Origin of the sequence: Campylobacter novaezeelandiae (genome assembly GCF_004323845.1) — a bacterium.
In the GTDB taxonomy this organism is placed as follows: Bacteria; Campylobacterota; Campylobacteria; order Campylobacterales; family Campylobacteraceae; genus Campylobacter_D; species Campylobacter_D novaezeelandiae.
Window position 1 is genome coordinate 74248 of record NZ_QPGR01000007.1, and the last position, 12958, is coordinate 87205.

Annotated in this window: 14 protein-coding genes; 3 read left to right on the plus strand and 11 right to left on the minus strand. The window is 28.6% G+C overall.

Annotated features, from left to right (window positions below; all coding sequences use genetic code 11):
* Nucleotides 1-97 precede the first annotated feature (97 nt).
* On the plus strand, nucleotides 98-1993 hold the full coding sequence (locus DU473_RS04740) for an NAD(P)/FAD-dependent oxidoreductase (RefSeq protein ID WP_131162917.1): 1896 nt from the start codon (nucleotides 98-100) through the stop codon (nucleotides 1991-1993).
* Here DU473_RS04740 and DU473_RS04745 read toward each other — a convergent pair.
* From DU473_RS04745 to DU473_RS04760, 4 genes are read right to left on the minus strand one after another with little or no spacing between them, the layout of a single operon-like run.
* Nucleotides 1988-4132, minus strand: a complete 2145-nt coding sequence (locus tag DU473_RS04745; protein ID WP_131165826.1) for a heavy metal translocating P-type ATPase — start codon at nucleotides 4130-4132, stop codon at nucleotides 1988-1990. The two genes, DU473_RS04740 and DU473_RS04745, sit on opposite strands and share 6 nt — an antisense overlap.
* Complete coding sequence (locus tag DU473_RS04750; protein WP_131162919.1) at nucleotides 4132-4332, minus strand: heavy-metal-associated domain-containing protein; 201 nt, start codon at nucleotides 4330-4332, stop codon at nucleotides 4132-4134. Before DU473_RS04750 ends, DU473_RS04745 begins: the two co-directional genes overlap by 1 nt.
* Complete coding sequence (locus DU473_RS04755) at nucleotides 4322-5272, minus strand: cation diffusion facilitator family transporter (protein WP_131162920.1); 951 nt, start codon at nucleotides 5270-5272, stop codon at nucleotides 4322-4324. The genes DU473_RS04750 and DU473_RS04755 overlap by 11 nt, the downstream gene beginning before the upstream one ends.
* Before the next feature lie 8 nt (nucleotides 5273-5280).
* Nucleotides 5281-5814 (minus strand): GNAT family N-acetyltransferase, encoded by a 534-nt coding sequence (locus DU473_RS04760; protein WP_131162921.1) that lies wholly within the window; start codon nucleotides 5812-5814, stop codon nucleotides 5281-5283.
* A 77-nt stretch (nucleotides 5815-5891) separates the two neighbouring features.
* Here DU473_RS04760 and DU473_RS04765 point away from each other — a divergent pair, with 77 nt between their 5' ends.
* Both DU473_RS04765 and DU473_RS04770 read left to right on the plus strand, forming a co-directional pair.
* Nucleotides 5892-6599: a YebC/PmpR family DNA-binding transcriptional regulator gene (locus tag DU473_RS04765; protein ID WP_131162922.1), complete on the plus strand. Its 708-nt coding sequence runs from the start codon at nucleotides 5892-5894 to the stop codon at nucleotides 6597-6599.
* Between the two features lie 9 nt (nucleotides 6600-6608).
* Nucleotides 6609-7094 carry a peptidylprolyl isomerase gene (locus DU473_RS04770; protein ID WP_131162923.1) on the plus strand — a complete coding sequence of 162 codons (486 nt, stop codon included), beginning with the start codon at nucleotides 6609-6611 and terminating at the stop codon, nucleotides 7092-7094.
* 35 nt (nucleotides 7095-7129) lie between these two features.
* On the opposite strand, the gene feoB is transcribed toward DU473_RS04770, so the two are convergent.
* The 7 genes from feoB to thiS form a co-directional block, all read right to left on the minus strand.
* A complete protein-coding gene (gene feoB / locus DU473_RS04775) occupies nucleotides 7130-8965 on the minus strand; it encodes a ferrous iron transport protein B (protein WP_131165827.1) in 1836 nt (611 codons plus the stop codon).
* On the minus strand, nucleotides 8962-9186 hold the full coding sequence (locus DU473_RS04780; protein WP_131162925.1) for a FeoA family protein: 225 nt from the start codon (nucleotides 9184-9186) through the stop codon (nucleotides 8962-8964). The genes feoB and DU473_RS04780 overlap by 4 nt, the downstream gene beginning before the upstream one ends.
* A 244-nt stretch (nucleotides 9187-9430) precedes the next feature.
* Nucleotides 9431-10039, minus strand: coding sequence for a thiamine phosphate synthase (locus DU473_RS04785; protein ID WP_131186635.1), 609 nt, complete (start codon nucleotides 10037-10039; stop codon nucleotides 9431-9433).
* The gene (gene thiH / locus DU473_RS04790) at nucleotides 10029-11174 is read right to left on the minus strand and encodes a 2-iminoacetate synthase ThiH (protein WP_131186622.1); all 1146 of its coding nucleotides are present in this window, start codon (nucleotides 11172-11174) and stop codon (nucleotides 10029-10031) included. Before thiH ends, DU473_RS04785 begins: the two co-directional genes overlap by 11 nt.
* 3 nt (nucleotides 11175-11177) lie before the next feature.
* Nucleotides 11178-11945 (minus strand): thiazole synthase, encoded by a 768-nt coding sequence (locus DU473_RS04795; protein ID WP_187347523.1) that lies wholly within the window; start codon nucleotides 11943-11945, stop codon nucleotides 11178-11180.
* A complete protein-coding gene (gene thiF / locus DU473_RS04800; protein WP_131186623.1) occupies nucleotides 11932-12741 on the minus strand; it encodes a thiamine biosynthesis protein ThiF in 810 nt (269 codons plus the stop codon). Before thiF ends, DU473_RS04795 begins: the two co-directional genes overlap by 14 nt.
* Nucleotides 12738-12929, minus strand: a complete 192-nt coding sequence (gene thiS / locus DU473_RS04805) for a sulfur carrier protein ThiS (protein ID WP_131162930.1) — start codon at nucleotides 12927-12929, stop codon at nucleotides 12738-12740. The genes thiF and thiS overlap by 4 nt, the downstream gene beginning before the upstream one ends.
* Nucleotides 12930-12958: the final 29 nt, after the last annotated feature.

Below are 12958 nucleotides of genomic sequence, written 5' to 3' on the forward strand. Positions count from 1 at the left end.
TAACTTAAATTTTATATTTTTATTTTAAATTTAATCAAAACTCCATTATAATAAACCATAATAGAAAATTATTTTATATTTTTTATAAAGGAATAAAATGCAAAGAAGAGATTTTTTAAATGGAATGGCTTTAAGTATTGTTGCAGGAATGTCTCCTTTACAATTACTCTATGGAAATGAAGCAAAGATAACAGATTTTACAAAAGAATATTATCCACCTTCTTTACTCGGACTTAGAGGAAGCAATAATGCAAGTTATCAATTTGCGCACATGTTAAGAGATGGGGATAAATTTGATTTTAGTATTATAAAACCTAAAGAAGAATATGATTTAGTAATAGTTGGAGCAGGTATTAGTGGATTAGCAGCAGCATTTTTTTACCAAGAAAAATTTGGAAAAGATAAAAAAATTTTAATACTTGATAATCACGATGATTTTGGTGGTCATGCAAGACGTAATGAATTTAATTTAAAAGATCAAACCATCCTAAGCTATGGAGGAAGCGAAAGCTTTCAATCTCCAAAAGCCTTATACTCTAAAGAAGTTCTTCATTTGCTAAATTCCTTAGGAATTAGCATTGATAAATTAGCTAAAGATTTTGATGTAAATTTTTATCCTGATTTAAAACTAAGTAGAGGCGTTTATTTTTCAAAAAGTGAATTTGGTGTAGATAAAATTGTTAGTGGAAACCCAAGAAAAGTTATATGTGATGATATACCAACAGATAAAACAAATGGAAAAAGTGTAGAAGAATTTATTAATGAATTTCCTTTTAATTCTAAAGATAAAAAAGATTTAATTTCTCTTTTTAAAAGTGAAAAAGATTATTTAAAAGGAATGAGTAAAAAAGAAAAAGAAAAATATATCCAAAAAACAAGTTACAAAAAATTCCTAGAAGAAAAAGTAAAACTTTCTAACGAAGCTATCAAATTTTTTGAAGGTATGAGTGATGACTTTTTAGCACTTGGTATTGATGCTATTTCTTGCGAAGATGCAAGAATTTCTTTTTTACCTGGATTTGACAAATTAGGGCTTGATCCTATAGAAGGCGAAGCTTTGGCTGAAATGGAAGAACCTTATATTTATCACTGCGCAGATGGCAATGCTAGTGTTGCAAGATTATTAGTTAAAAGATTAATTCCTAATATTTGCAAAGAAAATGAAAATTTAGATGATATTACTTTAAGTCATTTTGATTATTCACAATTAGATCTTAAACAAAATAAAGTTAAAATTCGTCTTAATAGCACAGTTATTAATGCTGAGAATACAAAAAATGGAGCATTAATAACTTATGTAAAACAAGGTAAAACTTATAGAGTAAAAAGTAAAAAAGTAGTTATGGCAAATTACAATAGTATGATTCCTTATATAATCCCTACTTTACCAAAAGAACAAAAAGAAGCGTTGAGCAAAAATGTTAAAACTTCTCTTTTACATACTAAAGTAATTATTAAAAATTGGGAGCCATTTATAAAACTTGGAGTTCATGAAATTTATTCTCCTAGAATGCCTTATGCAAGAACTAAACTTGACTATCCTGTTGATATTGGAAACTATCATCACCCAAGAGATCCTAAAAAACCAATATGTGTTCACATGGTATGTTCTCCTTTAGTCTTTGCTAACATACAAGGAATAGATCTTGAAGGAATGGATGCACGTGATAGAGCAAGAATTGGTAGAAATTTATTAATCACAATGAGCTTTGAAGAGCATGAAAAAATAATACGCGATCAACTTCAAGGTATGCTAGGTAGTGCAGGATTTGATCATCAAAAAGATATTGAAGCTATTATAGTAAATAGATGGGGACATTGTTATTCATATACAGAAAATAGCCTTTATGATGATCCCAAAGAAGCAGAAGAGACCATAAAAACAGCTAGAAAACCTTTTAAAAATATCGTAATAGCCAACTCTGATTCTGATTGGCAAGCCTATATGCACGCTGCTATAGATCAAGCTTATCGTGCCATAAGCGAATTATAATTTAGCTTCTTGTAAAGCTAAATTTTTTAATCTTAGAGAATTTAAAACAACAGCTATGGAGCTAAAACACATAGCAAGAGCTGCAAGGTGAGGATTTAAAGTAATAAAAGGAACAAAGCCAGCAGCTATAGGAATGCAAAGTGTATTATAAAAAAATGCCCAAAAAAGATTAAGTTTTATTATGCTTCTAGTTTTATACGAAATTTTAAAACAAAGATCAATTAATCTTAAATCATCTTTTATCAAAATAAAATCTCCTGATTCTTTTGCTAAATCATTTGCTTTAGCAAAGCTAATACCAACATTTGCTAAATTTAAAGATGGGGCATCATTTATACCATCTCCAACAAAAATTATAGAATTTTTCTTTTGTCTTTCTTGTATAAAATTAAGCTTTTCATGAGGTTTTAAATTTGCATAAAATTCATCAATATTAAGCTCTTTTGCAATTTGTCTAACGCTTTTTTCATTATCCCCGCTTAAAATAACACTATGAATTTTTCTCTGCTTTAAGGATAAAATAAGATCTTTTACTTCTTGTTTTAAGGCATTACTTAAACACACTCCGCCCAAACATTCTTTATCTTTGGAAAAATATACATGTACAGGTGCTTTATCTAAAAATTTTTTAAAAAATTCCTTAGTTTTAGACGTATCAATACCCTTCTCTTTTAAAAAATTTTCATTTCCAGCAAGATAAGTGACACCTTGTTCTTTGTATTCTAAACCTTTTCCAATATACATTTTAACCTCACCCTTTAAAGAATGAAAATCTAAATTTAAGTCTTTAAAAATAGCTTTTGCTATAGGATGGGAACTAAAGCTTTCTATTTGAGCAAGAAATTTAAAATTTTCCTCACTTAAATTATGTTTATAAATTTTAAGTTCGTTTTGAGTTAAAGTGCCTGTTTTATCAAAAATTACTTCTTTAATTTGATTTAAATTTTCTAAAGCGCTGGGATTTTTAACCAAAATTGATCTTTTTGCTGCACTTGCTAAAGCTACCACTATAGCAATTGGCGTTGCAAGTCCTAAGGCACAAGGACAAGAAATCAAAATAACAGCACAAGCATATAAAAAAGCTTCATTAAAGCCGGATTTTAAACTCCAAAAAATAAAAACAATACTTGCAATAATTATAATAAAACCTACAAAATAAGCTGAAATTTTATCCACCAAAGTTGTAATAGGTGTTTTGATATTGCCCGCTTTAAAAATAAGATCTTTAATTTGCTCTAAAGTGCTATCCATAGATTTTTTACTTACCTTAATCTTTAAAAAACCATTTAAAACTATACTTCCTGCACTAACTTCACTATCTTTTTGTTTTAAAACTGGTAAAAATTCTCCTGTTAAAAAACTTGTATCAAGTTCAGCCTTACCTTCTATAACAATACCATCAGCAACTATACTCTCACCTTCTTTTACTATAAGAATATCATTTACTTTAACAAAAGAACTTGGAATTTCTTTAAATTCATTATTCACTAAAATATTAGCTTTTTTTGTGTTGAGATTATTTATTTTTTTTTGATAATCTTGAGCTTTAAATTTTGCATATTCTTCTAAAAGTTTTCCAAATAAAACAAAGCTTATAATCATACTTGCACCGCTAAAATATAAATGCTCATCTTTTTCAAAAACCTTAAAATAGACAAGCAAAGAATACACAAAAGCCATAAAAGAACCCAAAGCTACCAAAGTATTCATATCCAAATTTTTATATTTTAATCCCTTAATAGCATTAATAAAAAAACTTCTCCCGCAATAAAAAATAGCAAAAATACTAAATAATAATTGCATATCTTTAGAAAAAGAATTTTTTACAAACATTTCAAAATACATAATTAAAGTGCTCAAAATCACACTTAAAAATAAATTAAGTTTCATTTTAGAAAACTGTTTGAGTTTATATTTTTCTAAATCTTGTCCCTCATCTAAAATTTCATAACCTAAATTTTTAATTTTTTTAAAAAGATCACTTTTTACTTTATCATCTTCAAGTAAAAAAACACCGCTTGAATTTACATAAGAGATGCTTGCATCTTTAACACCTTCAATTTTTTTGCTTATTTTTTCAATAGAATTAGCACAATTAACGCAAGTCATTTTTCCTATTTTAATTTTTAATTCTTGCATCAAAGCTCCTCTAAAACTTCAAAGCCCAAATCACTCATTTCTTTTTTAAAATCTTCTAATTTTTCTTGAGTAATATTAATTTCAACAGTTCTTGGCATAACGTTTAAATCAACCTCTATTTTTCCAAATTCATCTTCTAAAGAATTTTTAATCAGGTTTGCACAATTTTGACAATTAATATTAGCAACTTTAAATTTCATTTTGACTCCTTAATGGCTGTATAGTAATATGACCTATTTTAAATTTTTCTAAAAGAATTTGAGATACTTTCTTATATAAATCTTCAAATTCATCTAAATTGGTTATAGAAAGTTTTAAATGCATAAAAGCAACAAACATTTCATTTGTAATTTCTATTATATGTAAATCTACAACTTCTAAAATTTCATTATGCTCTAATAAAGTTGATTCAACATCTTTTATATCTACAGGAGAGCTTTCAAGTAAAATATTAATACTTTGTTTCAATAAAAAAATAGACCATTTTAAAAGCAATAAAGATAAAATTATGGCTAAAATCGTATCAATATAAACAATACCCGTAAAATAAACTATAACTCCACCTATTACAACACACAAAGAGCCAAACAAGTCACTTAACATATGTAAAAAAGCTGATTTCATATTAATATTATTTAAATTTGCATATTTAAACATCATAAAACCATTGATTGCATTAACCAAAAGTCCTGCAAATGCTACTATCATCATAGTTTTTGCATCAATTTCTACAGGATTTAAAAGTTTATTAATAGCTTCATATATAATAAAAACCGCTGAAACAATAATACTTAAAGCATTGATAAAAGCTACTAAAATTTCAAGTCTAAAATATCCAAATGTTTTTTGTTTATTTTTAAAATTTTGAACAGCAATAATAGCTACATAGCTAAGAAATAAAGCAAAAACATCAGAAAACATATGCAAAGTATCACTCAAAAGAGCTAAAGAATTTGAAAGCAATGAATAAACAAACTGCACAATCATCATAGAACTTGTCATAAGTAAAGAAACTATTAGAATTTTTTTATCTGTAGTTCTTGCATCAAAATGAGAATGATTGTGCTCGTGAGTATGATCATGAGCGTGAGAACAAAAATTCGTTTTTAACAGTGGTTTATGTAAAAGATATTCTTTCATTTTTCTCCTTATTTTTCCATATAATTATAAATATGACCGTACAAAGTCTTTGTTTTTATGGTTTTAAAACCTATTTTTTTATAAAGATTTTGTGCATTTTGATTATATTCTTCAACAATTAAAGAAAGTTTCTTATTTTTTTCTAAAGCTTTTTTGTAAGCATACTCTATAAGTTCTTTGGCTATGCCTCTACCTCTTGCTTTTTCCTCTACGCTTATACTATCAAGATAAAATTCATTCTCGCATTCTTTTAAAACTTTTTTATTTAAAGAGTTTAAATTCTCATTTAAAGGTTTATCAAGTTCATCAGCCAAAGCTCCATCATAACAACAAAGTGCTGCTAAAATTTTCTGATTTTGTTCATATACATAAATATTGTTATAACTTAAACGATTATTTTCTTGCTTATAAAATTTACAAAGAACATCAATAGCTTCATTATAAGCATTACAACCACTTAAATGATATATCATATCATCCATAGCTTTTGCTAGTAAAGTTATAACTTCTTTTGCCTCTTCTTTTTTAGCCTTACGAATCATTCTTAACCTTTTAAAAACAAATTTAGAGATATTAGTTTATACTTTTATCTTTAAAAAAATATAAGAAAGCGAGAATTATGGGACGAGCATTTGAATACCGCAGAGCTTCAAAAGAAGCAAGATGGGATAAAATGAGTAAACTTTTTCCTAAATTGGCAAAAGCTATACAGGTTGCTGCAAAAGAAGGTGGAGCTGATCCTGATATGAATCCTAAATTAAGAAGTGCTATTGCCACAGCAAAAGCTAATAATATGCCAAAAGATAATATTGATGCAGCTATTAAAAGGGCAAGTGGTAAAGATAGTGCAGATATTAAAAATATTCATTACGAAGGTAAAGCTCCACATGGAGCCTTAGTAATAGTTGAATGTATGAGTGATAATCCTACTAGAACAGTTGCAAATGTTAAAGCAATTTTTAGTAAAAATGGAGGAGAAATTTTACAAAATGGTTCTTTGGGGTTTATGTTTTCTAGAAAAGCAGTGTTTCATCTTGAAAAATTTAATGGAGATTTAGAAGAACTTGAACTTGATTTAATAGATTCTGGACTTGAAGAACTTGAACAAAATGATGAAGAATTGGTAATCAGTGGAGATTATACTGCTTTTGGAGAATTAAGTGCTGCTATAGAAACTAAAGGATTAAGCCTTAAAAAAGCTGGACTTGAATATATTCCAAATAATCCTGTAACTTTTAACGAAGAACAGCTTTTGGACATAGAAAAACTTCTTGATAAGCTTGATGATGATGATGATGTGCAAGCTGTTTATACAAATATAGAATAAGGAATCAAAATGCTTAAAACAATAGATACAAGTAAAGTAGATGAATATAAAATTGCTCTTATAGAAACCGAAAAAGGAACAATGAAACTTAAACTTTTTGGTGACGAAGCACCTCAAACGGTTTGTAATTTTGCAAATTTGGCTAATGAAAATTTTTATAAAGACTTAACCTTTCATCGTGTAATACCAAATTTTGTTATACAAGGAGGTTGCCCTCATGGAACAGGTACAGGCGGACCTGGATATGAGATCATTTGTGAATGCGATGATCAAAGTCATAAACACGAAAGAGGAAGTTTGTCTATGGCACATGCAGGGCGTGATACAGGTGGATCGCAGTTTTTTATTTGTCACAGCTCACAACCTCATTTAGATGGAGTTCATACCGTCTTTGGGCAAATAGATAAAAACGATAAAGAAAGCTTAAAAGTTTTAGACTCTATCAAACAAGGAGATAAAATTATAAATATTAAAATTTTAAAGGAAATTGATTAACTTATCTTTGCTTAAAAAGCAAAGATAAAAATTTATTATAATAATTTTGCTATATTGAGCCCTATTAAAGCTACTATATAAGCACTTATACAAGTAAAAAGAAATAAATAAATTGTATATTTTGTTTTTCCACTTTCTTTTGAAAATACTATAGTTGCAGCAAAACAAGGATTATAAATCATTACAAATAAAATAAAAGCTACAGCACTTGGAAAAGACACACTTTTAGAAATAATACTTCTTAAATCCTGACTGTTTTCATCAATATCATCACCCAATGAGTAAAGCACCCCCATAGTAGAAATCATAGTCTCTTTAGCAGCCAAACCACTAATCAAAGCAACGCTTAATCTCCAATCAAAATCCAAAGGAGTAAAAACTGGCTCTACTATTTTACCAAATTGACCAAGATAGCTTTGCTCAACAACTGTCTTATTTATATTTTCATCTAAATTTTGAACTTCTCCTCTTGGGAAATTGCTAGCAAACCATATAAATAAAGATGCTAAAAGTATAAAAGTTCCTGCTTTTTTAAGATAAGCTTTTGCCTTATTTATAACCATAAATGCAACTAAGCTCCAATTTGGCATACGATACTTTGGAACTTCCATAACAAAAGGCTCATTCAATCCTTTAAAAGCTGTAATTCTTAAAAGTTTTGCCGCAAAAAGGCCTAAAATAGCTCCTAAAATATAAATTCCAAATAAATAATTTCCAGCCTTATCACTTGAGAAAAAGGCTCCTATAAATAAAACATATACAGGTAAACGCGCCCCGCAACTCATAAAATTAATAACAAAAAGAGTTAAAAGTCTATCCTTTTTATTTTTTAATGTTCTAGTTGCCATAAAAGCAGGCACAGAACAACCAAAACCTGTAATAAGTGGAATAAAACTTTTCCCGTGTAAACCAAATTTATATAAAATACCATCAAGCAAAAAAGCAACTCTAGCCATATAACCTGTTGTTTCTAAAAGAGCGATTCCTAAAAATAAAATAATAATATTAGGTAAAAATAATACAACAGCCCCTACTCCATTTATGACTCCATCACTTAGCGCTGAGGCAAGCAAAGGATTGGGTATATGTTCTTTACAAAATTCGCCTAAAATTCCAAAACCTTCTTCAATATAATCCATTGGAATTTGACCCAAAGTAAATGTTAATTGAAACAAAAGCCACATTAAAAATAAAAATATAGGCAATCCAAAAAAATGATGAATTAAAATTTTATCTATTTTTTTACTCAAAGGACTAAAATTTGAAGATTTTATTATAACTTGAGAATATGTATTACTTGCATATTGTATTAAATTTTCTTTTTGTATGCCATTTTGACAAAAATTAGAATAAAAATCGCTCTTAACTCTAAATTTACTCTCATAAAGCAATACAACTTTTTCAAGCAAAAGATCTAAATTTTCTTTAGTTTTAGCACTTACTTGTAAAACTGGAGTTTTAAACAATAAATTAAGCTTTTTAATATCGATCTCAATGCCTTCTTTTTTAGCTTCATCATACATATTTAATGCAAGAAGCATTTTTTTGTTTAACAATAAAAGTTCAGAACTTAAGATAAGATTTCTTTCTAAATTTGTAGCATCTAAAACATTTATTATAATATCATATTGTTCATGATCTAAAAAATAGCGTGTAATTTTTTCCTCTTCACTATAACCATCAAGCGCATAAGTACCTGGCAAATCTATGATTTCAATTTCATAATCTTTATAAAAAGTTTTTGCACTCGCTTTTTCTATAGTAACCCCACTAAAATTGGCTACTTTCATATTAGCTTTACAAAGCTTATTAATAAGCAAACTTTTTCCAACATTTGGCTGTCCTACTAAAGCAACTTTTATCTTTTTCATACTAGTTGCACCTCTATTGTTTCAGCCTCGCTAGAACGCAAAATCACACAAGTTGTTTCAAGTTCTATCATAATAGTAGCATTTTTCAAAGAAGAACGTATTTTTGTAAGAGCCTTATTTTTTATAAATCCAAAACTTAAAAGCCTATTTGCAAGTTCTTTATTGGCATTAATATCTTTAATAATAGCTTTTTGCCCATCTTCTAACTCGTTAAGATTCATAACAATTTCCTAGATAAATGATAATTAGTATCAATACTATAATAATAATACTTTAAAGAAAATTAAATTTCTAAAATTATTTCATTATAAAAATTTAATTATTTAAAAATATAAAATAAATTTTTAAATAAAAAATTATAAAAGTTGAATATTTTTTAAATATTTAATAAGAATTTTATTTTATGAAATCGCTAAGATCTTTATTGGTTTATTTTTAAACTTAAAAGTTAAATAAATTATTTATCTAAATTAGTATTTTTTCTTTACATTCTTTTATATATTTTTTAAGATTATCTTCTTTTATAAGAGCCTCTCTCATACAAATACCGGCTATATTTAAATTCTTAAAATTAAAAATATTATCTAAATTAATACCTCCTATAGCATAAAGAGGAATTTTACTAAATTCAAGCAAGTCTTTTAAAAATTCTAAACCCCTAGGAGCAAGATCTACTTTGCAAGAACTTCTAAAAATATGCCCTACAAAAGCATAATTTACTTTAAAATTCATAGCCTCTAAAAGCTCTTCTTTACTATGAACAGAAGTTCCTAAAATATGAAAATATCTAACAATTTTTGGATCTTTTCTTAATAAACTAAGCGGAGCATGAAAATATTTATGTCCTAATTTCAAACATTCTCTATCAAAAAAATGCAAAAAACAAGTAACTTTTTCTTTAGCACAAATAGCCAAAACTTCTTTGGCTAAATCATAATATTCAAATTCACTAAGATCCTTTTCTCTTAAAACTATAGCATCAACTTTAGCTTTTGCAAGCCTCTCTATATATTTTAAAAAATCACCTTCAACACATTTTCTATCACTTATAGCAATAATTTTTTTATTCCACATAGATACTATCACTCATTACAGCCTGTAAATTTGAATTTTTAAGCATAGTTAAAATTTCATCTATACTTCTTTTATCCGAAATTTCAAATTGTTCATCTCCTTTTTTATTGCCTTGATGTTCTCCTATTCCTACACTCACCCCAGCACTCATCTTATTGACTCCAAATTTCACCACCTCATCTCTAAAGCCTTTTCTTTCTCGGCTTGAAATAACAATTGTTGCATAAGGTAAAAAAATTCTATAAGCACAAAGAACTTGAAAAAGTCTTTTTTCACTCACATCTTTAGAACTAATTTTAGCATTATTAATTATAGGTCTTAAACGTGGAATTGAAATAGAAATTTCAGCGTGTGGATAAACTTGTTGTAAAAAATGTGCATGAAGAGCTGTAGCTAAAGCATCTTTTCTAAAATCATCAATGCCTAAAAGCGCTCCAAAAGCAACCCCTCTCATACCTGCCCTTAAAGCTCTTTCTTGTGCATTAAAACGATAGGAAAAAATGCGTTTTTCGCCATCTAAATGAATTTTAGAATATTTTAAAGGATTATACGTTTCTTGAAAAATAGTTACATAATCACAACCATTTTCATGTAAAATTTTATATTCATCCTCATTTAAAGCATAAATTTCAACCCCTACAACCTTAAAATATTCTCTAGCTATTCTGCAAGCACTAGCAATATACTCAACACTTGCATATTCACGCCCTTCGCCGGTTAATATTAAAATTTCTTGCAAACCACTCTTAGCAATTGCTTGCATTTCTTTATGAATTTCATCTTTATTAAGTTTAGCTCTTGTGATTTTATTTCCTTTTTGAAAACCACAATAAACACATTTAGAATTGCAATAATTTGACAAATAAAGCGGAGTAAAAAGAAAAATAGAATTTCCAAAATATTTTTTCTTTAATTTGGCAGATTTTAAAGCAAGTTCTTCTATAAAATTTTCTGCCGCACTTGAAAGCAGAGCCTTTAAATTTTCTATGTTTAAATGTGTGGAATTTAAAGTATTTTCAACATCTTTAGCACTATATCTACTCTCATCATAATTTTGAACTTGAGCTAAAACTTTGTCTAAAATTTCGCTTTTTATTTCCTGCATATGAGGCATATACTCCATACAATCTTGCATTCATCAATCCCTTAAAAAGCCTGTTAGCGGAGAACTTGCTTTAGCTTCGCTTACACTTGCTAGACCTGCTAAAAAAGCACTCCTTCCAGCTTTTATAGCCTGTGAAAAAGCTCTTGCCATTAAAGCAATGTCTTTTGCCTCAGCTATAGCTGTATTTATCATCACTGCACTAACCCCCATTTGCATAGCTTCACAAGCTTGTGCAGGAGTTCCAATACCTGCATCTACAATGATAGGCAAATTGATTTCATTAAGCAAAATTTGTATAAATTCCTTAGCGCACAAACCCTTATTGCTTCCAATAGGTGCAGCTAAAGGCATAATAGCTGCTGCTCCTGCATCTCTCATAGCTCTAGCCGCATAAAGATCAGCATGCATATAAGGTAAAGGCGTAAAACCCTCTTTAGTTAAAAGCTCGCAAGCCTTAGTGGTTTCATAATTATCAGGTAATAAATACTTGCTATCACTTATAACTTCTATCTTTATAAGCTCTCCACAGCCAAGCTCTCTTGAAAGTCTTGCTATACGCAAAGCTTCATTAGCATTTCTTGCGCCTGAAGTATTGGGCAAAAGCGTGATATTTTTAGGAATAAAATCAAGTATATTTTCAACATTTCCTGTATAAGCTCTTCTTAAAGCTAGGGTGATAATTTCTGCTTTTGCCTCATCAATGGCTGATTTTATAAGATCGAGTGAAAATTTACCTGAGCCTAGTATAAAACGACTTTGAAATTCATATTTTCCTATCTTTAAAATATCATTCATGATCATTTCTCGCTAAAAGTTCTAAAACTAAATTAGCTTGATGAGCTGCACAAATATTTACACGTGGTGCCATAAGCCCATTGCCCACTTTAGCTCCATTTATCAAATCTCCACAAACATAGAAATTTTGTGCTATCTTTCTTGTTTGTATGCTATTGCTATCTCCATATCCTGCAAGTCCTGAAGCACAAATTAAAGTAGCATCCTTATAAAATCTATGAAAATTTTGTGCTATCATAGCCTTTGCAAGTGCAGTATCAAAAGCCTCGCAAACTATATTTATACCTTTAAATAAATATTCTAAATTACTCTCGTCTATTTTTAGTGTGCAAATTTCAATACTAATATAAGGATTTATCTCATTAATTTGCTCTTTTAAAGCTTCGGTTTTAAATTTGCCTAAATCACTCACACGATATGCTTGACGATTAAGATTGCTAGGTTCTACTACATCAAAATCTATAAGTTTCAAACTTCCTATGCCACTACGCGCAAGCATTATAGCTATATGCGATCCAAGCCCCCCAAGCCCACATACTGCTACACTTGCTTTTTTAAGTTTATCATGAAGTTTTGGCGTATGACGCGATCTCATCATAGCATCTAAGGCATCTTTGGGCGGCATAACATTTTTTTCTATGCAAAAAAGCTCATCATTTTCATTTAAATTTAAATTTTCCTTTGTCGCAAAGCCATTTACTATCCATACATCACTTTCATTTTTACTCACGCTTTGAAAAAAATCTAAAGTGTTTTTATGCTCTGTTTCTAAAAACTCACCATTGAATTTAACTCTCATCAACCTCCCCCTACAAAACTTACGATTTCAGCTTTATCATTTTCTTTTAAAATCAAATTTTCAAATTCGCTTTTAGACACGATTTCTCCATTTAATTCTAAGGCAATAAATTCAGCTTTTAAGCCTTTTTCTTTGAGAAAATCCATAAATTTAAGCTCTTTAAAATCGAGTTTTTCTCCATTGATAATCATTTTAACTCTTTTAATCCTTATAAATAATC